Annotated in this window: 26 protein-coding genes; 10 read left to right on the top strand and 16 right to left on the bottom strand. The window is 70.0% G+C overall.

Translation table 11 applies throughout. From position 1 onward, the window contains the following. Window positions 1-10: 10 nt before the first annotated feature. Both AB0878_RS27370 and AB0878_RS27365 read right to left on the bottom strand, forming a co-directional pair. On the bottom strand, window positions 11-637 hold the full coding sequence (locus AB0878_RS27370; protein ID WP_366583106.1) for a peptide deformylase: 627 nt from the start codon (window positions 635-637) through the stop codon (window positions 11-13). A gap of 15 nt (window positions 638-652) precedes the next feature. Beyond that, window positions 653-1,219: a TetR family transcriptional regulator C-terminal domain-containing protein gene (locus tag AB0878_RS27365; protein ID WP_364061162.1), complete on the bottom strand. Its 567-nt coding sequence runs from the start codon at window positions 1,217-1,219 to the stop codon at window positions 653-655. Between the two features lie 117 nt (window positions 1,220-1,336). On the opposite strand from AB0878_RS27365, the gene AB0878_RS27360 reads away from it, so the two are divergent. Then, window positions 1,337-2,533, top strand: a complete 1,197-nt coding sequence (locus AB0878_RS27360; protein WP_366583105.1) for a cysteine desulfurase-like protein — start codon at window positions 1,337-1,339, stop codon at window positions 2,531-2,533. A gap of 180 nt (window positions 2,534-2,713) precedes the next feature. Continuing rightward, window positions 2,714-3,448, top strand: a complete 735-nt coding sequence (locus AB0878_RS27355; RefSeq protein WP_366583104.1) for an enoyl-CoA hydratase-related protein — start codon at window positions 2,714-2,716, stop codon at window positions 3,446-3,448. Here AB0878_RS27355 and AB0878_RS27350 read toward each other — a convergent pair. Together AB0878_RS27350 and AB0878_RS27345 are read right to left on the bottom strand one after the other, a co-directional pair. Further along, on the bottom strand, window positions 3,445-3,957 hold the full coding sequence (locus AB0878_RS27350; RefSeq protein WP_366583103.1) for a TetR/AcrR family transcriptional regulator: 513 nt from the start codon (window positions 3,955-3,957) through the stop codon (window positions 3,445-3,447). The two genes, AB0878_RS27355 and AB0878_RS27350, sit on opposite strands and share 4 nt — an antisense overlap. Beyond that, on the bottom strand, window positions 3,899-4,540 hold the full coding sequence (locus tag AB0878_RS27345; protein ID WP_366583102.1) for a GNAT family N-acetyltransferase: 642 nt from the start codon (window positions 4,538-4,540) through the stop codon (window positions 3,899-3,901). The genes AB0878_RS27350 and AB0878_RS27345 overlap by 59 nt, the downstream gene beginning before the upstream one ends. 329 nt (window positions 4,541-4,869) lie before the next feature. Between AB0878_RS27345 and AB0878_RS27340 the strand changes: the two genes are divergently transcribed. The 4 genes from AB0878_RS27340 (at window position 4,870) to AB0878_RS27325 (ending at window position 7,315) form a co-directional block, all read left to right on the top strand. Next, a complete protein-coding gene (locus tag AB0878_RS27340; RefSeq protein WP_366583101.1) occupies window positions 4,870-5,292 on the top strand; it encodes a hypothetical protein in 423 nt (140 codons plus the stop codon). A 280-nt stretch (window positions 5,293-5,572) separates the two neighbouring features. Further along, window positions 5,573-6,109 (top strand): hypothetical protein, encoded by a 537-nt coding sequence (locus tag AB0878_RS27335; protein ID WP_366583100.1) that lies wholly within the window; start codon window positions 5,573-5,575, stop codon window positions 6,107-6,109. Window positions 6,110-6,335: 226 nt separating this feature from the next. Next, a complete protein-coding gene (locus tag AB0878_RS27330) occupies window positions 6,336-6,782 on the top strand; it encodes a helix-turn-helix transcriptional regulator (RefSeq protein WP_366583099.1) in 447 nt (148 codons plus the stop codon). Between the two features lie 2 nt (window positions 6,783-6,784). Beyond that, window positions 6,785-7,315: a toxin gene (locus AB0878_RS27325; protein WP_366583098.1), complete on the top strand. Its 531-nt coding sequence runs from the start codon at window positions 6,785-6,787 to the stop codon at window positions 7,313-7,315. 687 nt (window positions 7,316-8,002) lie between these two features. Here AB0878_RS27325 and AB0878_RS27320 read toward each other — a convergent pair. The 3 genes from AB0878_RS27320 to AB0878_RS27310 all read right to left on the bottom strand — a co-directional run bounded on the left by AB0878_RS27320 (window position 8,003) and on the right by AB0878_RS27310 (window position 11,520). Continuing rightward, window positions 8,003-9,148: a hypothetical protein gene (locus tag AB0878_RS27320; RefSeq protein WP_366583097.1), complete on the bottom strand. Its 1,146-nt coding sequence runs from the start codon at window positions 9,146-9,148 to the stop codon at window positions 8,003-8,005. Window positions 9,149-9,263: 115 nt separating this feature from the next. Then, the gene (locus AB0878_RS27315) at window positions 9,264-10,298 is read right to left on the bottom strand and encodes an alcohol dehydrogenase catalytic domain-containing protein (protein ID WP_366583096.1); all 1,035 of its coding nucleotides are present in this window, start codon (window positions 10,296-10,298) and stop codon (window positions 9,264-9,266) included. 28 nt (window positions 10,299-10,326) lie between these two features. Beyond that, on the bottom strand, window positions 10,327-11,520 hold the full coding sequence (locus tag AB0878_RS27310) for an FAD-dependent monooxygenase (protein WP_366583095.1): 1,194 nt from the start codon (window positions 11,518-11,520) through the stop codon (window positions 10,327-10,329). A 188-nt stretch (window positions 11,521-11,708) separates the two neighbouring features. Between AB0878_RS27310 and AB0878_RS27305 the strand changes: the two genes are divergently transcribed. After that, window positions 11,709-12,173, top strand: a complete 465-nt coding sequence (locus AB0878_RS27305) for a pyridoxamine 5'-phosphate oxidase family protein (protein WP_366583094.1) — start codon at window positions 11,709-11,711, stop codon at window positions 12,171-12,173. Here the strand turns inward: AB0878_RS27305 and AB0878_RS27300 are convergent. After that, a complete protein-coding gene (locus tag AB0878_RS27300) occupies window positions 12,147-14,003 on the bottom strand; it encodes a GAF domain-containing protein (RefSeq protein ID WP_366583093.1) in 1,857 nt (618 codons plus the stop codon). The genes AB0878_RS27305 and AB0878_RS27300 overlap by 27 nt on opposite strands. A 144-nt stretch (window positions 14,004-14,147) precedes the next feature. Here AB0878_RS27300 and AB0878_RS27295 point away from each other — a divergent pair, with 144 nt between their 5' ends. Further along, complete coding sequence (locus tag AB0878_RS27295) at window positions 14,148-15,278, top strand: DUF3500 domain-containing protein (RefSeq protein WP_366583092.1); 1,131 nt, start codon at window positions 14,148-14,150, stop codon at window positions 15,276-15,278. Window positions 15,279-15,299: 21 nt separating this feature from the next. On the opposite strand, the gene AB0878_RS27290 is transcribed toward AB0878_RS27295, so the two are convergent. After that, the gene (locus AB0878_RS27290; protein ID WP_366583091.1) at window positions 15,300-18,695 is read right to left on the bottom strand and encodes an aminotransferase class I/II-fold pyridoxal phosphate-dependent enzyme; all 3,396 of its coding nucleotides are present in this window, start codon (window positions 18,693-18,695) and stop codon (window positions 15,300-15,302) included. A gap of 109 nt (window positions 18,696-18,804) precedes the next feature. Further along, complete coding sequence (locus tag AB0878_RS27285) at window positions 18,805-19,746, bottom strand: NAD-dependent epimerase/dehydratase family protein (protein WP_366583090.1); 942 nt, start codon at window positions 19,744-19,746, stop codon at window positions 18,805-18,807. A gap of 287 nt (window positions 19,747-20,033) precedes the next feature. Between AB0878_RS27285 and AB0878_RS27280 the strand changes: the two genes are divergently transcribed. Together AB0878_RS27280 and AB0878_RS27275 are read left to right on the top strand one after the other, a co-directional pair. Next, on the top strand, window positions 20,034-20,744 hold the full coding sequence (locus AB0878_RS27280; protein WP_366583089.1) for a TetR-like C-terminal domain-containing protein: 711 nt from the start codon (window positions 20,034-20,036) through the stop codon (window positions 20,742-20,744). A 133-nt stretch (window positions 20,745-20,877) separates the two neighbouring features. Beyond that, complete coding sequence (locus AB0878_RS27275) at window positions 20,878-22,011, top strand: MAB_1171c family putative transporter (protein WP_366583088.1); 1,134 nt, start codon at window positions 20,878-20,880, stop codon at window positions 22,009-22,011. A 28-nt stretch (window positions 22,012-22,039) separates the two neighbouring features. Here AB0878_RS27275 and AB0878_RS27270 read toward each other — a convergent pair whose 3' ends face one another. From AB0878_RS27270 to AB0878_RS27245, 6 genes are all read right to left on the bottom strand, one after another. Further along, complete coding sequence (locus tag AB0878_RS27270; RefSeq protein ID WP_366583087.1) at window positions 22,040-22,687, bottom strand: DUF998 domain-containing protein; 648 nt, start codon at window positions 22,685-22,687, stop codon at window positions 22,040-22,042. A gap of 53 nt (window positions 22,688-22,740) precedes the next feature. Further along, window positions 22,741-23,070 (bottom strand): thioredoxin, encoded by a 330-nt coding sequence (trxA, locus tag AB0878_RS27265; protein ID WP_366583086.1) that lies wholly within the window; start codon window positions 23,068-23,070, stop codon window positions 22,741-22,743. Continuing rightward, a complete protein-coding gene (locus tag AB0878_RS27260) occupies window positions 23,067-23,450 on the bottom strand; it encodes a MerR family transcriptional regulator (RefSeq protein ID WP_366583085.1) in 384 nt (127 codons plus the stop codon). Before AB0878_RS27260 ends, trxA begins: the two co-directional genes overlap by 4 nt. Before the next feature lie 42 nt (window positions 23,451-23,492). Further along, window positions 23,493-24,680, bottom strand: coding sequence for an FAD-dependent monooxygenase (locus AB0878_RS27255; protein ID WP_366583084.1), 1,188 nt, complete (start codon window positions 24,678-24,680; stop codon window positions 23,493-23,495). A gap of 122 nt (window positions 24,681-24,802) precedes the next feature. Further along, window positions 24,803-25,453, bottom strand: coding sequence for a TetR/AcrR family transcriptional regulator C-terminal domain-containing protein (locus AB0878_RS27250; protein ID WP_366583083.1), 651 nt, complete (start codon window positions 25,451-25,453; stop codon window positions 24,803-24,805). Window positions 25,454-25,463: 10 nt separating this feature from the next. Further along, the gene (locus AB0878_RS27245; protein ID WP_364181414.1) at window positions 25,464-25,946 is read right to left on the bottom strand and encodes a MarR family winged helix-turn-helix transcriptional regulator; all 483 of its coding nucleotides are present in this window, start codon (window positions 25,944-25,946) and stop codon (window positions 25,464-25,466) included. Window positions 25,947-25,981: the final 35 nt, after the last annotated feature.

The following is a 25,981-nucleotide window of genomic DNA, read 5'->3' as shown; positions in this document are numbered from 1 at the left end:
CCCAGGTTTTTCAGGGCAGGTCGAAGCCCAGTTCCTTCGCGGCGTCGACCGGCGTCGGCTGCGCCCACCGCTGCGCCACGGCCTGGTGCGTCGACAGCGAACGCAGCTCCGCGCGGTCGAGGTAGAGCACTCCGCCGAGGTGGTCGGTCTCGTGCTGGACGATGCGCGCCGGCCAGCCGGCGAACTCCTCGTCGACGGCCGCGCCCGTCTCGTCCTGCGCCTCGAGCCGGACGCGCAACGGCCGCGCGACCACGGCTTGCCATCCGTTCACGCTCAGGCACCCCTCGAAGAACGCGACCCGCTCGGCGCCCAGCGCCGTGTACCGCGGGTTCACCAGCACGCGGAACGGCAACGGCCCGATCCCCCGCGCCGCCAGCACCTCCGGCGGCGTGTTCGGCCGCTCGTAGTCCTCGATCACGGCGAGCTGCAGCGGGAGCCCGATCTGCGGCGCGGCCAGCCCGACACCGGGCGCCGCGTGCATCGTCTCCTTCATGCCCTCGATCAGCCCAGCGAGCGCGGCTTCGCTCAGCTCGCCTTCATACGGCGCCGCGGCCGTGCGCAGGACCGGGTCACCGGCCTGGACGATGGGCCACGGGAGCGGCTGGGCGAGCAGTTCGTCCACCAGGTCGGCGAGCACGCTGGGGGCACCTTCCTACAGCAGGGAGCCGAACACCACGTCGAAGAAGTCGTCCAGCGGGGCGACGCTCTTGGCCACCTTGGTACGGATGATCGCACCCTCCCACGCGTCGAGCACGAACCGCCCGAGCAGCTCCGGGTCCTTGTCGCCCTTGACCTCGCCGGCGGCCTGCGCCTGGCGGATGGAGTCGGTGATGCTGTCCGACCAGTGCGTGAGGCTCTCCCCAACCTGCTTGCGGATGACGGGACTGTGGTCGGCGCGCTCGGACCCCATGTTGCCGATGAGGCAGCCGCGGGTGAACTCGTTGTCCACGAGCACGTCGCGCATCACGGTGAACCGCGCGCGCAACGTGTCGAGCGGCCCGAGGTCGCCGTGGCCGTCACGCCAGCCGGAGCTCTCGGCGTAGCGCGCGACGACTTCGGCGCCGAGGTCTTCCTTGCTCTTGAAGTGGTTGTAGAACGACCCCTTGGGCACGCCGGCCGCCCGGGTGATGGTGTCGACGGAACACGCGGCGAAGCCGTAGCGGTGGAACTCGGTGACCGCGGTGTCGACGATCACCTCACGAACGCTGGGACGTGGCATCCACCAATTATATGACCGGTCGTCTCAGCTGTCGACCAAGCCGTTCCGACCAGGGCTCCGGCCGAGATCCCCGGCCGATCTCGCACCCGTCTGATCGCTTCCGGCATGCTGGGCTCCGTGGCCTATGACGTGAACGCGATCCGCAAGCACTTCCCCGCCCTCTCCGAAGGCGCCGCGCACTTCGACGGGCCCGGTGGCTCGCAGGTGCCGGACGTGGTGGGGGAAGCCGTGGCAGGAGTCCTCTGCTCCGCGATCGCCAACCGGGGCACCGTGACGCCGGCCGAGCGGCGCGCCGACGGGATCGTGCGGGAAGCACGCCAGGCAGTGGCCGATCTGCTGGGCGCGAAGGCCGAAGGCGTGGTCTTCGGACGCAGCATGACCCAGGTGACGTACGACTTCTCACGCACGCTGGCGAAGACGTGGGAAGCCGGGGACGAGGTCGTGGTCACGCGGCTCGACCACGACGCCAACATCCGGCCGTGGGTGCAGGCGGCGGCCACGCGCGGGGTCACCGTGCGGTGGGCCGACTTCGACCCGGCGACGGGTGAGCTGCCGGTCGAGGCGGTCACGTCGCTGCTGACGGACAAGACGCGGCTGGTGGCCGTGACGGCGGCGTCCAATCTGCTGGGCACGCGGCCGGACGTCGCGGCGATCACGGCGAAGGCGCGCGAAGCCGGGGCGCTCAGCTACGTCGACGGGGTGCACCTCACGCCGCACGCCACCGTGGACATCGCAGCACTCGGAGCCGACTTCTACGCCTGCTCCGCGTACAAGTTCCTGGGCCCGCACCTCGGCCTGCTCGCGGCCGCGCCCGAGCTGCTGGAGACGCTGCGGCCGGACAAGCTCGTGCCGTCCAGCGATGCCGTGCCGGAGCGCTTCGAGCTCGGCACGCTCCCCTACGAGCTGCTCGCGGGCACCACCGCGGCCATCGACTTCCTCGCGAACCTGGTCCCGGCCGAGGGCACTCGGCGCGAGCGGCTCGCCACGTCGCTGGCCGCGCTCGAAGTGCACGAGCAGGAGATGCTGCAGCGCCTCGACGACGGGCTCGCCGCCCTGCCCCAGGTCGTCCGCTACGGCTCCCCCGGCCGCGAACGCACGCCGACCGTCCTGTTCTCCGTGACGGGCCACGAACCCAAGGCCGTGTACGAGCACCTGGCGAGCCACAACGTCAACGCGCCGGCCGCGAGCTTCTACGCCATCGAGTGCTCCCGCCACCTCGGCCTCGGCGACACGGGCGCCGTCCGCGCGGGCATCGCGCCGTATACGACGGCGGCCGAGGTCGACCGCCTGGTCAGCGCGGTGGCGGAGCTGTGACCGCCGTGCCGCGCACGTAGACCGCGCGGATGTCGTGGAGGGCGGCCGGGTCGGTGAAGGGTTGCCGGCCGCCGCAAGGCGCGGAAGGTGTCCACTGTGGACATCCCCGGCAGCGCGCGGGCGAGCAGCCTCGCTGAGACGGCGTTGACCGGCTGAGTTCCGTTGTGGAACTCTCGGAGCATGAGCATCGACGTCGTGGCCGGCGAAGCCGTCACCAGCGTGACAATCAACCGCCCGGACAAGCGGAACGCGCTGACCACGGCCATGTACTCGGCCCTGGCCGAAGCGCTGGAGACCGCGGCCACGCCGATCGTCGTCCTCGGCGGCGCCGGTGGCACGTTCACCGCGGGCAACGACCTGGGCGACTTCCTGGCGCACGACTCCGGTGCCGGAGACGACACACCCGTGCGGCGGTTCCAGGAAGCCCTGCTGGCGACGCGCGCGGTGGTGGTCGCGGCCGTCGACGGCCCGGCCGTCGGCATCGGCGCGACGCTGCTGCTGCACTGCGACCTCGTGTACGCGACCGAGAGCAGCTACCTGCAGTTCCCGTTCACGTCGCTGGGGCTCGTGCCGGAGTACGGCAGCAGCTTCGTGCTGCCGCGTCTGCTCGGCCCGCAGCGCGCCGCCGAGCTGCTGCTCTTCGGCGAACGCGTGCCGGCCGCCGAGGCGCACCGGCTGGGGCTCGTGAACGAGGTGCTGCCCGACGCGGCGGCGCTGGAGGCCCGAGTCGCCGACCGGACGGCCGCGTTGGCCGCACAGCCGGCTTCCTCGCTGGCGCTCACCCGGGAGCTGCTGCGCGACACCGAGGACACCAGCGTGCGCGGGCGGATGGACGTGGAGTCGCAGCACTTCGCGAAGCTGCTGCACGACCCCGCGACGGTCGCCAACCTGCGCGCGAAGCTCGGCCGCCGCTAGGCGAGCTTGCGGCGGCGCTTGTCCACGGCGCCGTCCAGCAGGGGCCGCAGCTCCTCGACGACCGAGTCGAGCGGGGCGACGTCGTGTTCGGCGCGCGCGAGCACGATCGCGCCTTCGAGCGAGCTGATCATCAGCACGGCCAGTGAAGCGGCGCGAGCGGGAGATACGCCCATCTGCTCCAGTGCTTCGACGAGCGGTTTACGCCATTCGGCGAATGCGCCGGCCGCGCTCTCCCGCAGCTTTTCGCTCAGCGCGACGGAATCGGCGACCGTGGCGACGATCGGGCAGCCGTTCCCGAATCCCTGATCGGCGAATTCGGCGCGCCACGGCTCGACCATCGCGGCGAAGAGGTTGCCCGGCGTCGCGTCTTCCAGCGATTCGGCGTTGCGGCGCACGCGGCGCGCGGCGTAGCGGCCGGCCCAGGCGACCGCTTCGGCGACGAGCTGCTCCTTACCCCCGGGGAAGTAGTGCTGCAGCGACCCCCGCGGCGCGTTCGCGTGGGCCACCACGTCCCGCAGGCCCGTACCGCCGACGCCCTGCGTCCGCAGCAGCTGCGCGGCGCTGAACACCATCCGGTCCCGCGCCGGCCTCTCCGACTCCGCCATCGACGACCTCCTTCATGACGCTGGTCATGCTAGTCGGCACGACCCGTTCGAACTCCTTCTCGCCCCGCTCGAACGTCGGGACCGGGCGGAAGCCGTGGGCGCGCAGCAGGCCCTCCGCCGGCGCGTTGCCGGCCTGGACGGCGGCGTGCAGCGTCCAGCCGGCCCAGCGCGGGTCGTCGGCCAATTCGCGCACGAGCGCGCTCGCGATCCCGCGGCGGTGCCAGGCGTCGGCCACGAGCACCCCGAGCTCGGCCCGGCACTCGCCCTCCGGCACGAGGTTGACCAAGCCGACCGCGACGTCGCCGACCTTCGCGACGAGCGCGGCACCGGCGAGCAGGAACGCGCGGTAGCGCACCAGGATCCAGTCCGGCGCCGGGCGCCCGGGCAGCGTGAAGCGCCACGCGAGGCTCTCCGGCGAGCAAGCTCGCACGAGACTCTCGACGGCACCGGCGGTCGCCGGCTCGACGATCGTTATGACAGCTGTCATGACCCATGGGTAGCACGGTTTCCCTGATCGACTCACTATGACAGCCGTCATAGTGAGTGCTCACGCTCCCGACACGGCGAGCCTCGACCGAGACCCACACCGCCCAGCCGAACGGTGGGACATGACCGGTTCCGGGTAATGCGATTTCACTTCCCGTGTCCGCCATCACCCGGTGCGCTGAAAAATGCCGCCAATTCATGCGTGGAACACAATCCGTCAGGCCGTGAGCCTTATCGGGTGAAAACCGTTCCCAAAACCTTCCGACCTCGTGATTCTTCCCTATCTTCTAATCGAATCTTCTCCAAACAGCGCACGAAGGGGACGCGGTCATGACCCAGTCGATCGAAGCTCCGGCGAAGGAATTCTGCGTCGACTGGGAGATGGAGGGAAACGACGGCGGCCGCGTGAACGTGACGCTGTCGGGTCAGGTGAGCCTGCTCGACGGCAACCGCTTCTACAAGGTCGACGGCGTGCTCTACATCGCCGAAGGCGCCGAGTACTGCCGCGAGGTCGGCAACCCGCGCCTGTACGTCCGGCGCAACGGAGTGGAAGCGAGCGGACGGCACTGGGGCTGGGAGCCGATCAGCTCGCGCAAGACCGCCAACCGCCTCTGCACGATGGACGGGTACTTCGTGCGCACCGGTTACTGGGCCCCGGCGGACCGGTCGATCCAGCTGAGCATCGTGGCCGAGCACGGCATCACGCGACGAAAGTCGTACAGCACCACGGCGACCGTCCGGCTCGTGGACTGACACCGGTTTCGACTCTTCGCATTCAACGCGCGGCGAGCATCGGGCAAGTCGATCGCGACGTGAAGTGACGGCGTTCACCCACAAGTGGGGTGACCACCTTGAGCGTGCTGAGGAACACACCGTTTTCCCATGAAAATCAAAGAAAACGTTGTGCTGGACACAGCGCGCGCGGGCGTGTAAGAGGACCATGGAGCTCATGCGGAACAAGGCCCGGGCTGGCAGACCACCTCTTCTCTTCACCCGTTTCCTGCGACGACTGGGGTTCGCGCGCAATCCGCTCGTGCGGCGCTCCGACCGGATCGAGGGTCTCCTCGCCGGCCTGGCCGCGCTGATCGCGATCTTGGCGCTCCCGCTCGTGGTGATGCTCGGCAAAGCCGATGTCTCCCACGAGACCGCGGCGTCGGACGCGCAGCTGCGCGCGCGCCATCAGGTGACCGCGACCGTGCTCGCGCCCGCGCCGAAGCCGGCGTCGATGGGCGACAGCGCCCCGATCGCCCACAGCTCTCGCGTGACCGCCAGCTGGCGGCTGGCGAACGGCTCGCCCCAAACCGGTGTCGTGACGGTGCCCGCGGGCGCCGGCAACCCCGGTTCGCAGGCCACGATCTGGCTGGACGACAACGGCAAGCAGACGACCGCCCCGCTCACCCACGCCGACGCGGTGACCAACGGCGTGCTCGTGGGCACCTTCACGTGGCTCTGCGCGATCGGCCTGCTGGCCGGCGCGTTCTGGATCGCCCGGCGCGTGCTCGACCACCGGCGCGCGGTGCGCTGGGCCGACGAATGGGCGCAGCTCGCCGGCCCGGAGGCAGTTCGCTGAAACCGGCTGCCTCCGGGCCCCGGCCGGCGGACCGGCGGAGCGACACCCCCAGCGCCGCCCCGCGGCAGTGCAACGCCTACCGCTAAGCCTGTGTTGGCGAGTTAACTATCAGCTAATTCGCCCTGCGCACAGTCTTGTGTAGGGGAGCCCTGATTGTCAACTGTCAGCTAATCTGGGATAGTCGACCTAGCTGAGAGCAATCAGTCGCTGACCGGAGGGGGCGGACATGTCCAGTGACTCGAGTGATGACACTCGGCCGACGTTGGCCTCCAGGCTCGACGATCTGTTCCGCACGGTGCGCCCGCAGGGCAAGCACTGGACGAACGCCGAGGTGGCCACCGAGCTGAAGCGCGAGTCGCCGGAGCTGAAGGTCGGTTCGGTGTACCTGTCGCAGCTGCGGTCGGGCAAGCGCACCAACCCGTCGCAGGAGCTGCTGGCGGCGCTGGCGAAGTTCTTCGGGGTGTCCGTCGCGTACTTCTTCGACGAGAAGGTGGCGGGCGACGTCCTGAGCGAGCTGGCCGCCATCGAGGCGATGCGGCAGGCGGGCGTGCGCGCGGTCGCGATGCGCGCGGCGGGCATGCGTGAGGAGAACCTGCAGGCGATCACCACGATCATGGACCAGTACCGCCAGATGCAGGGCCTGCCGCCGGTCAGCGACGAAGCGGCGGGCTGAGCATGGCGGAGGAGCGTCGCGACCAGCTCAAGCGGATGCGCGAGGAGGGCGCCCGGCGGATCGCCGAGCTGGACCTGCCGGAGGGCTGCGACCTCCCGACCCTGTGCGAACGGCTGGGCACCATCCGCGAACGGCCGATCACCCTCGTGCCGATGCCCATGCCGGCCTCCCACCCGTGCGGCATGTGGGTCGCGGCGCAACAAGAAGACCTCATCTTCTTCGACGCCAACACCACCGGCGCCCACCAGGAGCACATCATCTTGCACGAGCTCGGTCACATCATCTGCTGCCACCGCGGCTCGGGCCTGCTCGACGACGAGAGCGCCCGCTCCCTCTTCCCCAACCTCGACCCGGACATCGTCCGCGACATGCTGATGCGCGCCACCTACGACGACGCCCAGGAGCAGGAGGCGGAGATCATCGCCTACCTGCTGTCCGAACGCATGGGCGTGGTCCCGGCTCCCGCTCCTCCGGCGAAGGTGCCGGCTGCGGAGGAGAAGCCGATCGACCGGATCGAGCGGATGCTGCTCTAGGGCGAGGCTGCCGGGTGCGCTGGTGCTGCCCGGGTCTCGGCTCCTGCTCTCGGCACCCGCCCTCAGCTCCCGGGCCTGTCCGGTAACGACTTCCGCCGACTCAAGGCCTTCGACGGGCCCGCCGGTTTTCCGGCGGGCCCGTCGAACGTGTTGAGGCCGCCGACGCGAAACGTCCATCGGTTCATCCGGCACCGCCGCGACGGCAACGCGATGCCGCCCCGCCACCTCAGCCCGATCTCCATCCGCGACTGGTCGGCGAAGGTGGGGCTATTTACCAACGCCCTGGTCCTCACAGCCAGTTCCAGCCACCCGGACACACAAGGCGCTCAACCACGACCGCCGACCAAGGTGGTGGGTGTCGCCGACGAACAGCGTGCCGGTGTAGCGCAGGCTCAGATGCCGGGTCGCCGGCGCCAACCCGATCCCGGGCCTGCGTATTCGTGTCGGCGGACGTTCCGCGCGGCGTGCTCGACGAGCGGTCCCGCCTGGAGCGTCCCGGCATGGGAATTGGTGCTGCCACGTTCGGCAGGGCCACATACGCGTCGACAGAGGCCACCGGGAACAGAAACCGTTCGTAGGTGCACAAGCTCGCGTATCGGGCCCTCCCGCAATTCTTGAACCTTCACATCCGAGTGAAGGTCGACGTACGCCGGAGCGCATCAGGATCGGGCATGGTGGGTGGCAGGATCACCTGCCCGCAGTGCGTTTGTCCAGGCCGTAAGAGCCGAGGAACACCACGTACCAGAGCGTCCAGAGGATCGCCCAATCGATGAAACCCAATGCGTCACCGTGGAGCGTCCCCGCGGACACCGGCTCGTGGAGTACGTGCGGGGCCAGCACGAAATAGTAGAGCGGGTAGGTCCCACAGGCCAGGACGCCGGTGATCACAATGCGGAGAATCACGTTCACCCCCGCGGTGAAGCGGGTCGGCCGGTTCCCGAAGATGTTCGCCCAGGCGATCATCCAGAACGTCCAGCACACCCCGAGTTCGGCGGCGTGCACGGTCACGCCATCGCCGAGCGCGGTGACGTTCGCCGGCCCCATCAGGACCTTCACGATGGGCACGAGGACGAAGTAGATCAGCGTTCCGAGCAGTGCGTTGCCGAGCAGGGACACCACCGCGACCGTGGCGGGACGGCCGGCCGGCCGCCACGGCAGGTTCTCGCCCAGCACACCGGTCAGGACTGTGGCCACGACCAAGGAGTAGAACCAGCCGATGAGCGTCGGGGTCGACAGCAGCGCGCTGCCCGGGCTCGCCCAGGTCGCGACGTTCGGCAACGCGAACACGGCATAGACGGCCAGCGTGGGAACGAACACCAGCGTGAGCTGCCCGAATCCGCGCCAAGGCTGCCGGTGTTTCGTCGACCACGGCCAATGCCCGTGACACACCGCGGACAGCACGTAGAAGAAGAACCCGAACAACACGAACAGGTTGCCCGCAGCGAACCCGGCGCCGCCCGCGCGCCCCGCGGCGAAACTCGGGTCGATCCGGCCCCAGCCGTACGCCAGCAGCACCGTGACCCCGATTCCGATACCCGCCGTCGTGGCGATGCCGGCGAGTCCACGCCACGGCTGCGGCCAACCGGCCGGCCCGAGCCACTCGAAGGTGAACGCGACCCACACCGTGCCCATCAGAAGCCAGAACAGCAAAGCGGTGAACGGTTGCGGGTAGAGTCCGGTGACACTCCATTGTGGATCCACCAGCAACCACCACGTCACGACCGAGACCACGAGCACGACGGCCAGGGTCGCCAGTGCGGTCCCCCACCGCGGCACGGGAGGCGGATCGACGGTGGGTTCGAGGTGGGTCAGGGGTTCCTCGGCAACCGACATGAGTACTCCTCGTTGAGCGCGGCGAAAGGGTCTTGGACGTGCATGACGGGGCGGGCGACGGAACGCCGCCGCCCGCCCGGTGAGACCGGTCAGGGCGAACCGGCCGAAGGCACACTCAGTCGTTCTTCAGGACGACCTTCAGTGCGCCCGTTTCCGCCGCGGCGAGGAACGTCCGGTACCCCGCTTCGGTTTCGTCGAGCGACATGCGGTGGGTGATCATCGGGGTGGAGTCCAGCGCGCCGGTCGCGATCGAGTTCATCAGCTGCGGGATCGTCAGCCCGGACGGGATGCCGGTGGTGATGGTGATCTGCTTGGCCCACAGCTTTTCCATGTGCAGCGTCGCCGGGCCCTCGTGCACGCCGATGTTGGCGATCCGGCCGCCGGAGCGGACCAGGTCCGCGGTCAGCTCGAACGCGTCGGGGAAGCCCACCGCTTCGATGGTGACGTCGGCGCCGAGACCGTCGGTGAGCTCGTTGACGAGACCGTGCACTTCGTTCTCGTCGACCGCGTGGGTGGCACCGAGTTTCAGCGCCATCTCCCGGCGGCTCGCGACGCGGTCGACCACGACGATGTTCCGCGGGGAGAACAGCTGAGCGGTCAACGTGGCGGACAGCCCGACCGGGCCGGCGCCGACGATCACCACGGTGTCGCCGGGCTGCACGCGTCCATTGAGGACACCCACCTCGTAGCCGGTGGCGAGGATGTCGGTCAGGAAGAGCACCTGCTCGTCGGTGAGATTGTCGGGGATCTTGTACACCGAGTTGCGGGCGAACGGGATCCGGGCGAATTCCGCCTGCACGCCGTCGATCGTGTTGCCCAGGGCCCAGCCGCCGTGCAGGCACTGGCCGTAGAGGCCGGCGGTGCAGAAGCGGCAGTAGCCACAGGCGCTGACGCACGCGGCCAGGATGCGGTCACCGGGTTTCACGTTCTGCACCGAGCCGCCGACTTCGGTCACCACGCCGGTCGCCTCGTGGCCGAGCACCGTGCCCGGCTGGACGGTGGGCACCCCGCCCTTGATGATGTGCGCGTCGGTGCCGCAGATCGTGGACTGCGAGACGCGCATGACGATGTCGGTGTCGGCCTGCAGCACCGGCATCGGGTGCTCGCGGTACTCGATCTTGCCGGGGCCGTCGTAGACGAGCGCTTTCATGAGCCAAACTCCCTTGTTTGAACTGGTGTTACTTGCCGGGTCCGTACAGGCCGAACCGGAGGTCGGGGTCGCCGGGGACCCACGTGTTGGTGAACTGCGAACGAGCGCCCATCGCGGCGACCCGGTCGATCAGCTGGTTGCCGAGCTCCAGTCGGCCCGGTTCCCAGCGCTTGAGGACGTCGGCGATTCCGCCGCCGCCGGCTCGGAGGTGTTCGTAGAGCTGCCACGCATCGTCGGCAGCCTTCGCAGAGCCCGCCGCGGCGTGCGGCCGCGCGGCGAACGCTGCGTCGCCGATGATCGCGACCCGGCCCTCGACCATGCCGGGAATGCGGGTGTCGAAGACGACCTGCACGTAGGGCTGCTCGGTACGCGTGACGACCTCGGCGACAGCCGGCGCGAGGGTGGCGGCCGCGGCCTCGCGCATCTCATCGACGTAGCGCTGCTGCACCGCGCCGGGGTGGATCGACACCGGGCACTCGAAACCGCGGGTGTCCGTGGTCAGCTCATCGAGCTCGGGTCCGGCGGCGACGTTGCGGTACCAGACGTAGTTGAGGAGCCGGTTGCATTCCTCCAGGTTGCCGTCCACACCCGGGATCGGGTACGTCACGCAATGCGTGCCGGGGGCGACGCTGTAAGTCAGGGAATCGGCCAGCAGCTCGTGGGTCTCAAGCGAAACCCGGTCCTCCCTGACCGCACCTCGCCAGCCCACATAACCGGAGTACTGCCGTTGCAGGTCCGGGAACATCCGCTTGCGCGCGGTGGAGGTGATCCCGTCCGCGAACACGACCAGATCCGCACGCTCCACCCGGCCCGAAACGAACCGGAGCTCAACCTGATCGGCGTCCTGGCCGTAGCCGGCACAGAACTCGCCGAGGTGGTAGTGGTCGGTGCCGAAGTCGCCCAGCAGCGCCCGGTAGACGGTTCCCCAGGAGGTGTAGCGCCAGTCGGCTGCTTCCTCGTGCAGGATCGCGTTACCGGAGCCGAGGTAGCGCAGCAGGCTGGTGCTGGTGCTGAGTTCGGCGATCTTGTGCGCGCTATGCCCGTCGAACCACTTCATCGTGATGGGCTGCAGCACGATGCCGCCTCCCCGGTTGTCCAGCTGCTCGGGCGTTCGTTCGAACACGTCGACGGAGAAACCGAGCTTGCGAAGCAGCAAGGCACTCGTGAGTCCGCCGATCGAGCCGCCGACGACGACAGCGCGCGAGCCTTCGTAGTGCTGCACGATCAGTCCTCCTTCACTCGTTGCGACCGGCACAGCATTGCTCCCCGACCGGGCCACCAGCACTGTGCAATCACCCAGTCATTCGCCGTTCGACTGTGGATATCACCATCCGCCGGCGACCCGGCTCGCTTTACCGTCTGTCCAACGGCCGGCGACGAGGCCCGCCGTCAAGCGCAAGGGAGTCAGCCGTGTCCATTGCCGTGTCGAAGTTCCGGGACGTCGCCGACGGCGTGCAGGAAGGCCAGTTCCAGATCGGGCAGCGCGCGTCCGTGCAGGGGCTCGCCGATCTCGATCCCGTCTACCGGCAGCTGCTCGACGGGCCGGTGACCGCCGCAGTCACGGTCGTGGGTGGGGACGGCTTGCCCAACCTGACGCCGGTGTGGTTCGACTACGACGGGGATCTCGTCCTGCTCAACATGGCCTCGCACCGCAAGAAGGTCGAGTGGCTGCGCGCGACGCCGAAGGCGACGTTCCTGTTGATGAACCCGGAAAACCCGTACCACTGGATGAGCGTCAAGGCGAGCGTCGTGCGGGAGATCGCCGAGGACGACCTCGACGACGGAGCACGGGTCACGGCTCACGGCTCACATCGACCGGATGGCGCGAAAGTACCTCGGCGCCGACAGCTATTCGCTGCGCGACCCGGCCCGTGACGAGCGCCGGGTCCTGTTCGAGCTTCGGGTGGACCGGGTCGCCACGTTCGGCCGGCCCTGACGCGGGTCCGGCGGCGCGAGTTGCGGGCCGTGGCCGCTCGCGCCGCCGAACACCTCGTCGGCCATGAGCGCGACCTTCAACCGCAGCAGTGCTTCGGGCTGCTGAAGGGAAACGCCGACCAGCTCCTCGATCCGTTTGAGGCGCAGCCCGATCGTGTTGGGGTGCACGAACAACGCCGCCGCCGTGCGCGCGATGTTCATCCCTTCGTCGAGGTACCGGCGGACCGTGTCGACCAGCTCCGCGTTCTTCCGCTGGTCGTACTCGCGCAACGGAGTCAAGACCTGCGAGGCGAACCGGACCAGCTCGGTGGGGTCGTTCACTTGCAGCAGCAGTCCGTAGACCCCGAGGTCCGGCAGGGCGACCGTGCGATCGGCGCCGTGCTGCCGGGCGATCTCAAGCGCGCCCCGCGCGGTGCCGACCGCCGCGGACGCTTCCTGCACGTGTGCGCACCGCTGGCCCACGACCACGGTCACGCTCCCGCCGGCGAGTGCCCGCCGCGCACGGGTGCGGACGAGATCCGCCGTGGCGGCGACATCGTCCCCCCGCGACGTGTCCGGCCACAGCACGACGACATGCTCGCCGGCGGTCGTGACCAAAGGCCGTGGCTCGCAACGGTCCGCGAGACTGTGGACCACGCTCAGCAGAGCCCGCCCGGCGTGGTCCCCAGGGGGCGCGTCCGGCGCCGCGACGAGCACCGTGTGCGCTCGCTGCAGGTCGTGGCCGAGGGGAACCGCGCGAGCCTGGAGCCGTTCGACGGCAGCGCCGGCCAGCAAGTCGGCCAGCAGGTCGGCGCGCAGGCTCCACTCCACGTCCTCGGCGGTGCGCCGGCGGACGAGCTCGAGCGAGCAGACGAGCGCCGCGTGCTCGATCGCCCGGCGGTCCAGCTCTGCCAGTTCGGCCAGCGAGCCCGGCAACCACAGGCGGGCGACGACGTCCCGCCCGAGCAGCACCGGCGCGGTGAGCCGGCCGGTCTCGGGGACCTCGTCGATGCCGTCGGCCGCCGGCTCCCCGGCGACGTCGTGCCCGGGCGCGAGTTGCACTCCCCGATGGGCGGCATTGGCCAGCACCGCGTTGTTCGCGTCGGTGACCAGCACCGGCCTCCCGAGCAGCTGAGCAAGCGCCTCCGTCACCCCCTGCACCCCGCCTGCCCGCAGCGCGACCGCGGTCAGCTCCCGGTGGATCGCTTCCGCCTGCTCGAGCAGGCGGCGTTGCTCGGTCAGCGAGGTGATCATCCGGGAACTCTGCAACGCCGTGCCGGCCTGGTTCGCCAACGTGGCAAGGAGCGTGAGCTCGTCCTGGCCGAACTCGTGGACTCCCCGCTGGTAGCAGTTGAGCGTGCCGACCGGTGTTCCGGCGATCAGCAACGGAACCGAGGCGATCGCTCGGTAGCCGTGATCCCGGGCCAGTGCCGCCCACGGTTCGAAGGACGGATCCGACAGGATGTCCGCGATCGGCACCGGCGCCGCCGTGCGGAAAGCCCGGCTCGACGGGCCGTTGGAGAGCGGGCCGGACGCCAGCGTGATCGTGCGCCGTTCGTTGACATCGGCGACGTAGTCGGCGGACAGTCCCGAGGAGCCGGAAATCCGCAGCACCTCTCCCGCCTCGTCGGTGAGCAGGACCGCGCTCGCGTCGTACCCGGTCAGTTCGCGGGCGGTGCGCGCGATCAAATCGAGCAGCTCGGTCAGCGGGGTCGTGGCGTTCACCGCGGCGGCGATCGCGCCGACGCCGGCCAGCCAGTACTGCACGTCGTCGCTGGTGTAGGTACGCATCGGCCGCCTCGGGTATCCGGCTGGCCACTTCGCAACCCGATGTGCGGAGCGACAGTGCCTGCCACTTTTGCTGTGGAAACTACCAGCTCCCGCGCCGAGCGAAAGGCGTACGTTCCGGGGCACAACACCGATCAGGGAGACGCAATGACGCACCCGGACCCGGCCCGGCGCATGGTCGACGCCGCGAACGCCTGGCTCGACAGCCTCGACGACCGGCAACGGTCCGCCGCGGTGGTCACCTGGCCGTCGGACGAGGAACGGCACCGGTGGTACTACACCCCGACCGACCACGGCGGGCTGCCGCTCCAGCGGATGCGGCCGGCTCAGCAGAGTCTCGCCATGCAGCTGCTCGCCACTGGGTTGTCCCGCCCCGGCTACGTGACGGCCACGACGATCATGGGCCTGGAGAACGTGCTCGACCAGGTCGAGGGCTGGCAGGTCGGCTGGGGCCGGGAACGAGGGCGCGACCCCCAGCTGTACTGGCTGCGGATCTTCGGCGAGCCGAGTATCGCCGGGCCCTGGTCGTGGCGGTTCGGCGGGCACCACATCTCGGTGCAACACCTGGTGGTCGACGGGCGGGTCGAGGCCAGTTCACCGGCGTTCCTGGGCGCCGACCCAGCCGAAGCCCCGTTGCTGGGCGGGCATCTCCTGCGTCCGCTCGGCGCGGCCGAGGACCTGGCCCGGGACTTGGTCCGGTCTCTCGACGACGGCCAGGCGGCACGAGCGTTGATCTCGCCGGTCGCGCCGGTGGACATCGTCGGCGGCAACCGACCCCGCATCGAAGACGGCGACCGGCTGATGCCGCTTCCCGACGTGTGGCGCGGGCGGTTCGCCGATCCCCACCTCGCCGCCCGCGTCGAGGCCATGCACCGGGGCGCCGAGGAGAACGCCGGTTTCAGGCCCGAACACGACGAGGCGGTGCGCCTCACCCGGACCCCGAAGGGCATCGCGGCCGCCGACCTCACCGGCGAACAGCAAGATCAGCTGCGCGCGCTGCTGGAGGTGTTCCTCGGCCGGATCCCCGACGAACTCGCCGAGCGCGAGGCCTGCAAGTTCGCCGGCGACCGGCTGCGCCAGGTCCACTTCGCCTGGGCCGGCGGACTCGAGCCCGGCGAACCGCACTACTACCGGCTCCAAGGGCCGCGGCTGCTAGCCGAGTACGACAACACCCAGCGCGACGTCAACCACATCCACACCGTGTGGCGCGATCCTGACGGCGACTTCGGCGACGATGTGCTCGCCCGCCACCTCGTCGCCTTCCATCATGAGCGCTGATCCGGCCGCCGCCGGCAGCGCTCACGCAACTCGTAGCCGCGCGAGTTCCGTGGCGACCGTCGTGGCGGTGTATTCAAGTTGTGTGGGTTCGTGGTCGCTGGTGAGGAAGAAGCGCAGGCGGGTCTGGGATTCGTCGACGGCCGGGTGGAGGATGGGGTCGACGATGATGCCGCGGTCGTAGAGGGTGGTGGCCAGGCGGAGCGTCGTGGTCGAGTCGCCGATGACGCAGGGGACGATGGGGGTCGCGGAGGCCGAGCCGGTGGGCAGGCCGGCCGCCTGGGCCAGGCGCAGGAACAGCCCCGAGTTCGAGCGGAGACGGGCCAGCCGCGAGGGGTCGGCGCGCAGGACGCGCAGGGCGGCCAGGGACGCGGCGGCGCTGGCGGGCGTGAGGCCGACGCTGTAGACGAAGCCCGGCAAGGAATACCGCAGCCATCGGACCGTGTGCGACGAGCCGGCCAGGTAGCCGCCGCAGCCGGCGAGGGACTTCGACAGCGTGCCCATCCAGAGGTCGACGTCGGACCGGTCGACGGCGAAGTGTTCGCCGACGCCCGCGCCGCCGGCGCCGACCGTGCCGATGCTGTGGGCCTCGTCGACCATCAGCAGGGCGCCGTAGCGCTTCTTGACCTCGATCAGGCCCGGCAGGTCGGCGAGGTCGCCGTCCATGCTGTACGCGCCCTCGACCACGATCAGCACGCGGCGGAACCGCGCGCGGGTGCGGCGCAGGATGTCTTCGAGCTGCGCGACGTCGTTGTGCGGGAACGGGCGGCGCGTCGCACCGGAAAGCGCGCAGCCCTGCAGGATGCTGTCGTGCGCGAGTGAGTCGTGGACGATGAGGTCGCCGGGGCCGACGAGGTGGCCGATGGCGCTCACGTTCGTCGCGTGGCCGCTCACCAGCGCCAGGCAGTCGTCCGTGCCCAGGAACGTCGCGAGCTCCGTCTCCAGCTGACGCGTGAGGTCGCGGTCGCCCGCGAGGAGGCGGCTGCCGGACACCGAGGTGCCGTAGCGGTCCACGGCGTCGTGCACCGCGGCCGTCACCGCGGGGTGGCCGGAGAGGCCCAGGTAGTTGTAGCTGGAGAACGACAGGTACTGCCGACCGCCGACGGTGGTGGTGCTGGTCAGCAGACCCTGGTGCTTGCGGAAGTACGGGTTCGGCACACCGAGGTCCGAGAACTCCCGCAGCCGCGCGTCGATCGCCGCGGCCTCGGGGAAGTCGTCGATCGACGCGGTGGCCGGGTCGAACGCGACGGTCTCCGAGGCCAGTGGCACGGGCACCGCCACGGCGGGCGTGATGAGGCCCGCCACCGCACCGGCCGTGACCCCGCGCTCCTGCTCGATTTCGAAGCGCTGCCCGGGGAAGCGCTTACGGAGGTTGGCTTCCAGCTCCGTCAGCATGAGGGAGTCGAACCCGAGATCGTCGATCAGCGCGTGCGCGGCACACAGGTCGCCGACCGGGAACGCACTCGTGCGCGCGACCTCCTCCAGCACCACGGCCAGCACGTCCCGCGAGGACGGAACCGCCGGTGGCTCAACGGGATCCGCCGCCGCCGAACCACTGAGCGGCGGCAACGACCGAGCCTTCAGCTGCTTCGCCTCGTCGACGACCCAGTGGTTGCGCGGGCTGAGCGGGCTCGGCGGCAGCGTGCACGGCGGCGTCCCGCCGATCACCGGCCGCAGCCCGGCGCCGGTCACCGCCAGCGCGGCCAGCTCCACCAACGGCAGGTCCGGTGCGGGCACCTCGGCGCCCGGCGCCACAACCCCGGCGTACGTCGCCGGCGCCAGCTCCCCCGTCGTCCCCGACTCCAGCGCGACGGACGCCGCCACCAGCTTCGACACTGCGTCAGGAAGGTCGTCGGCCACCACCGCGAGCCGTTCGGCGAACAACGTGCGACGCGCCAAAGTGGACGCCACCGCGGCCAGCGGCAACGGCTCGCGCGAAAGCACCTCCGCGACCTCGCGTGCGTGCCGGGCCAAGCCGGCCCGGTCCCGAGCGGTCAGCAGCAGCAACTGCGAACCGCCGGCGGAAACCGCTGGCACCGCAGGGGATTCCTCGAGCACCACGTGCACGTTCGTCCCGCCGAAGCCGAACGCGCTCACCCCGGCGCGCCGCGGACCGTCCGCGGTCCAGGGCGTCACCTCGCCGGCCACCCGCAGTCGGGCCTCGTCGAGCGCCAGGTGCGCGGCCGGTTCGAAGTCCGGCTGCGGCAGGATCTGTCCCTTGTGGACCGACAGCACCGACTTGATCAGCCCGGCGATCCCCGCGGTCCCCAGCGAATGCCCCACCACGGACTTCGCCGCGCCGAGGTACGCGGGAGCGGTCGCGTCGCGGCGCAGCTCGCCCAGCGCGTTGATCTCCACGTCGTCGCCCACCGACGTCGCCGTGCCGTGTGCTTCCAGGTAACCGACCGAGCCGGGGTCCACGTCGGCGTCGCGGTACGCGCGGCGCAGCGCCAGCAGCTGGCCCGACTCCTGCGGCATCATGCCGCCCTTGACCGTGCCGTCGTTGGACAACCCGACGCCGCGGATCACCGCGTAGATCCGGTCGCCGGCGGCCTGCGCGTCGGCCAGCGGGCGCAGCACGAGCACGCCGGCGCCTTCACCCAGCACGAACCCGTCGGCCCGGCTGTCGAACGGCCGGCACTCGCCGCTGCGGGAAACCGCGCCGATACGGGACAACCCCACCAGCAGGTCCGGTGTGAGCACCAGCTGCGCGCCACCGGCCACGGCGATGCGGCAGCGGCCGGCGCGCAGCGCGAACACCGCGTTGGCCACCGCCGTGAGGCCGCCGGAGCAGGCGGCGTCGAGCGCGTAGCTCTCACCGTGCAGGTCGAACACCGAGCTGATCGAGCTCGGGCCCATGTTGAGCAGCAGCCCGGCCATGGCCGTGGCGTGCAGGCCGCCGACGGCCGAGCCCGCCTCGGCCAGCTCGGCGCCCACCGACCGGCCGAACTCGCCGCCCGCGAGCTGGCGCAGGCGGATGTGAAGCGTGCTCATCTCGCGGTAGCCGCTCTCGGACAGCGACATGATCACCGACGTGTCTTCGCGCTCGAAGCCGCCGGCCTCCCAGCCGGCGTCCTGCAGCGCTTCGCGCGTGAGGTCGACCAGCAGCCGGTGCTGCGGGTCGAGCGACTTCGCGCGGCGCGGCGGGATGCCGTAGTGCCCGGCGTCGAAGTGGCCGACGTCGTCGAGCAGCGCCATCTTGTCGGAGTACGCGGCCGAGGTGTCCCGGAAATCGTCGTTGTAGAACGAGTCCCGCCGCCACCTCGAATCCGGGACGGTCCTGAACTGAGGTTTCGGCTCGCTGAGCAGATCCCAGTACTCGTTCACGTTCCGGGCACCGGGAAAACGGCACCCGATGCCGACAATAGCGATGTCCGGTCGATTTCCGATTTTTTGCGCAGCAGATCCCCAAGACGCCATGACAGAACTTCCTCGCGCCGATCGCCCACCCAGTAGGTGAGAGATTGCCCCGTGGCGATCGGATTTTCAAGGGCGTCCAGGAATTCGTGCGAAAATCCCCGACCGCAGGTCAACCCTCGGTAGCCGACCGATCACGCCACCAGCGCACCGTCGCCGCCGCCTGCTCGCCGAGCGGGGTGGCTTCTTCGCCCGAGAATTCCGTGAAGGCACGGGAATCCACCACGAACGGACGGTCGAACTGGTAGCGCACCTCCTGCAGTTCCCGCAGCAAGGGCGAAAACGCGGCGGCCATCCGCAGCAACGGCGCCGGAAGCCGTTGTACGCCGACCGGCGGCACGTTCGCCGCTTCGCACAACACGCCGACCATCACGCGCGACGAACGCGCCGGCAGCGTCGGCACGTGCCACGCGCGGCCCCACGCCTTCTCCTCCGCCGCGACGCGCACCAGCGTGCGCGCGACGTCCGGCAGGTAGGTCCAGCTGTGCGGCGCGTCCGGGTCGCCCATCACCTGGACCTTGCGTCCCTTCAGCACCGCCGGCACCACGCGCGCACCCAGGTGCCCGCCGTCGGTCACGCCCGGCCCGAAGAAGTCCGACGCCCGCACCTCGGCGGCGCGAATCCGGCCCTGCTCGTGCAGATCGTGCAGCTGCTCCCACAGCTGCACGCGCACGCGACCCTTGGGTCCCGTCGCCTCGAGCGGCAGATCCTCGGTGATCGGCCCGTCGACAGGGCCGTAGCCGTACAGGTTTCCCAGCGCCACGAGCACGGCGCCGGTCGCCTCGGCCGCCGCGGCGGTGGCGTCGGCCAGCGGCGGCCAGTCGCGCGTCCACCGGTGGTACGGCGGGCTCGCGCACTGGTAGATCGCGTCAGCACCCTCGGCTGCGGCGGTCAACGCGGCGCGGTCGGTGGCGTCGAGCACCACGTGCTCGAGCCCCGGCTCCTCGGGCCGCGGCGACCTGCCGATCACCTTCACCCGCTCGCCCCGTTCGGCGAGCAGCCTCGCCGTCGCCGCCCCCGCCGGACCGAACCCGATCACCACGTGAAGACTCATGCGCCACACCATAGTCAGCCCGGTGAGCGGGATTGGCTTTTCAGGTATCCGTAACTTCGGGTTCACCGCGAACTTCTTCGGACAGTTGTCCGTAAACCTCTCGGTTGCCTTGCGACGTCACCTCGAACGTCCCTCCGAAAAGGCTCGCGATTAATCCGATTCACGGGGCCTTCTCAGTGCTCTTCACTCTAGTCTTCCCTGTGGCCGGAGCCGCTTTTCGGACTCTAGGCGGCCGACGGGCGTTGGTGTAGGGTCGCCGATCATGGACAGTTCCGACAAGGATGCCTATGTCTTCTGAAGATCTCCCCCGGCTCGTCAAGGACACGGCTCGCCGTCAGCTCGCCGAGACCGGAGCGACCGGTCTGACGCTGCAGACGGTGGCCGTCGGAAGTGGCGTGACCGTGGCCGAGGTGCAACCGTTTTTCGGAGATCGTGACGATCTCCTGACCGCATTGATCATCGACGCTTACAACGCCTCCGGCGAGGCCATGGAACAGGCCGATCCCGGCGAACGGGAAACGGACCCGGGCGCGCGCCTGCTGGCCGTCACCCGCGCATTGCGCGAATGGTCGCTCGCCAACCCGGCCGAGTTCGCCTTGCTCTACGGCTCGCCCGTGCCCGGCTACGCGGCGCCGGAGACCACGGTGGGCCCGGCTTCGCGCACGCCCGCCGCGCTCGCCGCGGTGCTGCGTTCCGCGCTGGCGGCCGGATCCCTCACGCCGCCGAGCCGGCCGCTGCCCGGTCCGACGCTCGTGACCGCCGAGGCCGTCGCGCTCTTCGGCGGGCAGCCCGAGGCTCCGTACGGCGATCTGCTCGAACGCGGGATCGTGCTGTGGAGCAACCTGATCGGCCTGCTGGTGTTTCAGGTGTTCAGCCGTACGCACGACAGCGTCGCCGACCAGTCGGTCTTCTTCGACTACGCGGTGGCCGTGGCGGCGGAAGCCGTCGGCCTGGCCGTGCCGCTCGAAGGCAGCCGGCGCGAGGCCGTGAACGCCTGAATCTCGAGTTGCTGATCCGGCCACAGGCAGGCCGACCCCCACGCGGCGCGTAACCGTTGCTGCGAAGCCATTCGGCCGTGACTGTGGTCGGATCAGCAACAATCGATGCAGTATGCAACTGGGGTGGTCTGGTGTGAACGCGCTGAAGATCGTGCTCTTCGCGTCGTCCGCGGTGTCGTCGTACGCTGCGTTCCTCTACAAGCTCGCGTCGATCCGGCGCGGCTGGGGTGACATCGGGTACGTCACGATGATGGTGACGCTGGTGCTGCAGTGCCTCACGTTCACGATGGGGGCGGTGTCGCTCAGCGTCGTCACGTTCTTCGGCGTGCAGAACCTGGCCATCCTCGTGCTGCACCTCTCGGCGGTCGCCTACTGCATCAGTGCGCAGATCCTGCTGATGCAGTGGGCGAACCCGCTCTCGGAGGTGCGGCGCGCGATCCGGGCGTGGATCATCGCCGGCGTCGTGCTGTGCGTGGTCCTCACGGTGCTGTTCTTCATCGGCAACCGCCCCGGCACGCCGGCGTCGGCGTTCGGCACCGGCAGCAGCAACCCGGTCATCCTGATCTACCTGTTGCTGTTCATCGTTTCGCAGGCCGTGCCGTGCGTGACGATCTACCGCCAGTGCATCCCGTACGCGCGAAGCACCACGAAACCGTGGCTGCGCCGCGCTTTGCGGATGCTCGCATTCGGTGCGGTGGTGCTGTTCCTCTACTGCGCAGCGCGCACGGTGAACATCGTGAGCCCGATGTTCGGCCTGTCGGTCGGGCCGTGGGCGATCGCGGCGTCGCTGTTCAGCGCGCTCGGCATCGTGATCGTGTCGCTGGGGCTGACCATGCCGTCGTGGGGCGGGCACGTGTCGAACCTCCTTGCCTGGGGCCGGAACTACAGCTCCTACCGCGCGCTCTACCCGCTGTGGCACTCGCTCTACGAGTCCTCGCCGGGCATCGCGCTGGAGCCGCCGTCCGGTGCCGACCGCCAGTGGTCCGACCTGCACTACCGCCTGCACCGCCGGGTGATCGAGATCCGCGACGGGTGGCGGGCGCTGCGCCCGTACATGGACCGCGCCGAGCCTTCCCCGGCCGAAGCGGCGAACCGGGCACTCGTCGAGGCCACGAAGATCAAGCACGCGCTGCGGGCCAAGAACTCCGGCGTCACCCCGGCACACAGCCAGGACAACGGCAGCTTCGACGACCACGACGCCAAGACCTTCGCCGCGGAAGTCGAGTGGCTCACGCAGGTTTCGGCCGCCTACGGCCGGCTGAACTGAACCACTTCCGTCCGAAGTGGACCAAGGCTCAGGCCTGGACCAGTTCGCCGCGGTCGTGCGGCAGGTCGGCCAGCAGCGCCTCGCCCTTCACCAGCCACGAGACGCCGAACGCGATCACCGCGAGGGATTCCAGCCACACCGTCGCGTGCAGCGAAGCCGTGGCCGAGTCGAAGAAGAGCCCGTCGACCACGATCAGCGCGAGCGCCGCCAGCATCACGCCGCCGCACACGCGGTAGACGACGTTGCGCACGGCTTTGCGTGAGGTGGGCGACGGATCGTCGGACTTGGTGAACAGGAAGAAGCAGAAGAACGCCAGCGTCAGGAAGAAGATCGCGGCGAACACGAGGTGCGCCACGCCGATCGCGCGCTCGGTGCCCGTGGGCGAAGCCGGGCTGGTGGGGAAGAGCGCGACGCCGATGGCCGCGACCGCCGCGACGTTGCCGGCGATGTCGTCGATCCGGCCGTAACCCCGGTAGGAGACGAGGAAAACGCCGATGGCGCACATCGTGCCGACGAAGACGTTGCGCAGGTCGGTGTAGTAGTAGCCGCTCAGCGAGCCCTGCAGGCCGCCGCCTTGCAGCAGCTCCTTGCCGACGATCACGACGAACGGCAGCGCGAGGCCGAGCACGCCGATCGCGCGGCGGAGGAAGAGGAACGAGCGCACGAGGGTGTTCACGGTTGCCTCCCCGGTGTGGTCCACCACCATTTTCTACCGGGCCGGCCTGGTTTTCACAGCGTGACAGGCGTGGTTCCCAAAACGTTGTCGAGTTCGGCGAGCAGCCGGGCCTTCGAACGGGCGCCGACAATGGTGTGCACCGGCTCACCGCCGCGGAAGAGGATCAACGTCGGCAGGGACATCACCTGGTACTTCCGCGCCGTCTCGGGATTCAGGTCGGTGTCGATCTCGTGCACCGTCAGGGAATCTGCCCGCCCGGCCGCGATCTCGGCCAGCACCGGCGCGATCATCCGGCACGGCGGGCACCACTCGGCCCCGAAGTCCACGAGCACCGGCTTGTCGTGGTCGAGGACGTCGGCAGCGAAGGTCGCATCGGTGGTCATCGGGTCTCCTCCGCAACACAGGGGTCACGCCGGGCCGAGGCCTCGGCGAGCTTGTCCATCAACGCGGTCCGCACGGCACCGAGGTCGGCCAGGCACTTCTCGACCTCCTCGAGCTTGCGCCGGTACACCTCGACCGAAGCCGGGCAGGAGTCGCCGGACTCGTGGCCGGTGCGCAGGCAGTCGACGAACGGGCGGGTGTCCTCGAGGGTGAACCCGACCGTGCGCAGCGTCTGGATCTCGCTGACCAGCCGCAGGTCGTCCTCGTCGTACTCCCGGTACCCGTTCGCCGCCCGCCCCGCCGGCAGCAGCCCCTGCGCCTCGTAGAAGCGCAGCGCCCGTGGTGTCGTCCCCGCCCGCCGGGCGAGCTCGCCGATCCGCATGCGTTCGACGGTAGACCTTGACGTGCGCGTCAAGGCAACCTCTCAACCCGCGACCTTGCCGGTGTATTCGCGGTACTGCACCGCGTTCGCCGCCCGGGTGCTCATGTAATCGAACACCTTGCTGAACACGGGGCCGGTCAGCATGCGGTACATCCGGTTGCGGCTGCGCAGCTTCTTCTCGTTCTCCGGCACGAGGAACCCGCCGGAGCCGGCACCGTTCTTGTGACCGAGGTGCGCCGGCTTGCGCAGGCGCTGCTCGTACTTCTCGAACGCCGCCACGTGGTCGCCGTCCGCGGCCGCCAGCTCACCGGCGAGGATCTGCGCGCCCATCATGGCCAGGCCCGTGCCGGAGCCGCCGGGGCCCGCGCACCACGCGGCGTCGCCGAGCAGCACCACGCGGCCCTTCGACCACGTGTCCAGGCTGATCTGGCCGATGGTGTCGAAGTACAGGTCCGGCGCGTCGTCGAGCGCGCTCAGCAGGCGCTGCATCTCCCAGCTCGCGCCGGCGAAGACGTCGGCCACGATCTCCTTCTGCCGCTCGGGATCCGGGCGGCCGTAACCCCGCGGGTCGCCGCGGAAGTACAGGATGACGGTCACGGTGTCGCCGTCGCGGCCGCTGTAGACCATCGCGCCGCGGCCCGGCTCGTTGAAGATCAGGCCACTGTGGTCGAGCCCGAGGTGGTTGGGCGCGCTGAACGCGGCGACGTGGTAACCGAGGTCCTTGCGGAAGCGCGCCTCCGCGCCGAAGGCGGCCGTGCGCACGCCCGAGTGCACGCCGTCGGCGCCGACCACCAGGTCGAACCGCCGGGGCGCGCCGTGGCGGAAGGTCACCTCGACGCCGTCGGCGGTCTCGGTCAGCGAAGTGACGCGGTCGCCGAACACGTACTCGGTGTAGTCCCGGGTGCGGTCGTAGAGAATGCGGGCGAGGTCGCCGCGCAGGATCTCGAGCTCGCCACTGGCGAACGAGCTGGGCACGGTCACGATCGGCTTGCCCTCGGCGTTCAGCAGCAGCTGGTCGCCCATCGCGGTCTCGTACTTGCGTAGCTCCTCGGTGAGCCCCATGGCGTCGATCAGCTTCATCTGCTCACCGCGGAAGTCCACGGCCTGGCCGCCGGGCCGCAACGCCGGCGCCGCCTCGACGACGGTCACGGAGTAGCCGTGGTGGTGCAGCCAGAAAGCGGCCGACGGCCCTGCCACGCTGGCACCGGAAACGAGCACGGTCTTGGTCATCGCTGGAGTCCCTTCTCGGGGTTCGGCTTTCGATGACGCAAGACTGCGGCCCGGCGCTGACCACGCCCGCACGGTGCGCTGACGGTGGTGGTGCGCGCCCGTCAGTGGGGTCTGCGGAACGGTCAGCGCAGGCCGCGAACGCCCGAAACCAGGAGGTCTACGCCACGGGCGAAGTACGAATCCTCGTCGCCGCAGGCGGCCAGCGCGTCGGCGGCGGCCGAGACGTTCGGGAAGCGCTCGGGCGACAACGCGGCCAGCGCGACCCGCTTGCGCTCCACGGCCTCGTCCCGGGTGGACGCGGGGTGGACGTCGGTGGCGCCGGGCTCGGCCGTCACGAGGGTGACACTGGCCGACAGCAGGTAACCGCCGAGCTCGGCGGCTTCTTCGGCCGTGAAGCCGGCTTCGCGCAGCAGACCGAGCACGTGGTCGGCCACGGTGAGGCCGGCGTCGGACTCGAGGATGCGGGGCGGGACGAGGGCGGCGACGGCGGGGTGGGGGCGCACCGCGGCCAGCACCGCCACGAGCGCGGCCCGCAGCCGCGCGTCCCAAGGCCCATCGGACTCCGGCAGCGAGACGTCCGCGAGCAGGCGTTCGGCCAGGCCCGCCACGAGCTCGTGCTTGTCCTTGAAGTGCCAGTACAGCGCCATCGGCGTGACGCCGTGGTCCTGCGCGAGGCGGCGGATCGTCAGCGCGTCGAGGCCTTCGCGATCGGCCAGGGCGAGGGCGCCGTCGACGATCGTGTCGCGGCTGAGCTTCTCGCGCGTTTTGGCCACGAAGCCGACTTTACCGCGTACAGGGGCCGTCTTCGTCGTCCGCGTTCAGGCGCGAGACCATGCGGTCGAAGACGCGTTCCAGCACCTCGAGCTCGTCGGGTTTGACCTGCTCGAAGAAGTACCGCCGCACGGTCTCCACGTGCTCGGGGGCGGCGGCCTCGATGGCTTCGCGCCCGGCCGGCGTGAGGCGCACCATGGCGCCGCGCGCGTCGTCCGAGCAGTCCTCGCGCGTGACGAGGCCGCGTTTCTCCATCCGGCTCACGTGGTGCGACAGCCGGCTGCGGTCCCACCGGATCTGCATCCCGAGGTCACGCATGCGCAGCACGTCGCCGGGCGCCTCGGAAAGCGGCACCATCAGCGTGTAGTCCGGGCCCGAGAGCCCCGCGTCGCGCACGAGCTGCCGGTCGATGGCACCGTTGAGGGACCGCTGGAGCAGGTGGTACAGCTTCCAGACGTGCAACTCGCGCTCGTCGAGCCAGCGTGCGTCCGTCATGGAGTGAGTCTACCCAATTTGTTGACACATCACCA

The sequence above is a fragment of the Amycolatopsis sp. NPDC047767 genome (assembly GCF_040704195.1).
GTDB lineage: Bacteria > Actinomycetota > Actinomycetes > Mycobacteriales > Pseudonocardiaceae > Amycolatopsis.
Note: the sequence above shows the minus strand (reverse complement) of the source record. Positions and strands in the feature narration are given on the sequence as shown.

Bases quoted from the DNA above. Each gene is read 5' to 3' on its own strand.
- AB0878_RS27365 (WP_364061162.1), bottom strand. From the start codon at position 1,219: ATGCCACGTCCCAGCGTTCGTGAGGTGATCGTCGACACCGCGGTCACC.
- AB0878_RS27355 (WP_366583104.1), top strand. From the start codon at position 2,714: ATGAGCATCGACGTCGTGGCCGGCGAAGCCGTCACCAGCGTGACAATC.
- AB0878_RS27345 (WP_366583102.1), bottom strand. From the start codon at position 4,540: ATGACAGCTGTCATAACGATCGTCGAGCCGGCGACCGCCGGTGCCGTC.
- AB0878_RS27340 (WP_366583101.1), top strand. From the start codon at position 4,870: ATGACCCAGTCGATCGAAGCTCCGGCGAAGGAATTCTGCGTCGACTGG.
- AB0878_RS27330 (WP_366583099.1), top strand. From the start codon at position 6,336: ATGTCCAGTGACTCGAGTGATGACACTCGGCCGACGTTGGCCTCCAGG.
- AB0878_RS27325 (WP_366583098.1), top strand. From the start codon at position 6,785: ATGGCGGAGGAGCGTCGCGACCAGCTCAAGCGGATGCGCGAGGAGGGC.
- AB0878_RS27320 (WP_366583097.1), bottom strand. From the start codon at position 9,148: ATGTCGGTTGCCGAGGAACCCCTGACCCACCTCGAACCCACCGTCGAT.
- AB0878_RS27315 (WP_366583096.1), bottom strand. From the start codon at position 10,298: ATGAAAGCGCTCGTCTACGACGGCCCCGGCAAGATCGAGTACCGCGAG.
- AB0878_RS27300 (WP_366583093.1), bottom strand. From the start codon at position 14,003: ATGCGTACCTACACCAGCGACGACGTGCAGTACTGGCTGGCCGGCGTC.
- AB0878_RS27295 (WP_366583092.1), top strand. From the start codon at position 14,148: ATGACGCACCCGGACCCGGCCCGGCGCATGGTCGACGCCGCGAACGCC.
- AB0878_RS27290 (WP_366583091.1), bottom strand. From the start codon at position 18,695: ATGGCGTCTTGGGGATCTGCTGCGCAAAAAATCGGAAATCGACCGGAC.
- AB0878_RS27285 (WP_366583090.1), bottom strand. From the start codon at position 19,746: ATGAGTCTTCACGTGGTGATCGGGTTCGGTCCGGCGGGGGCGGCGACG.
- AB0878_RS27280 (WP_366583089.1), top strand. From the start codon at position 20,034: ATGTCTTCTGAAGATCTCCCCCGGCTCGTCAAGGACACGGCTCGCCGT.
- trxA (WP_366583086.1), bottom strand. From the start codon at position 23,070: ATGACCACCGATGCGACCTTCGCTGCCGACGTCCTCGACCACGACAAG.
- AB0878_RS27260 (WP_366583085.1), bottom strand. From the start codon at position 23,450: ATGCGGATCGGCGAGCTCGCCCGGCGGGCGGGGACGACACCACGGGCG.
- AB0878_RS27255 (WP_366583084.1), bottom strand. From the start codon at position 24,680: ATGACCAAGACCGTGCTCGTTTCCGGTGCCAGCGTGGCAGGGCCGTCG.
- AB0878_RS27245 (WP_364181414.1), bottom strand. From the start codon at position 25,946: ATGACGGACGCACGCTGGCTCGACGAGCGCGAGTTGCACGTCTGGAAG.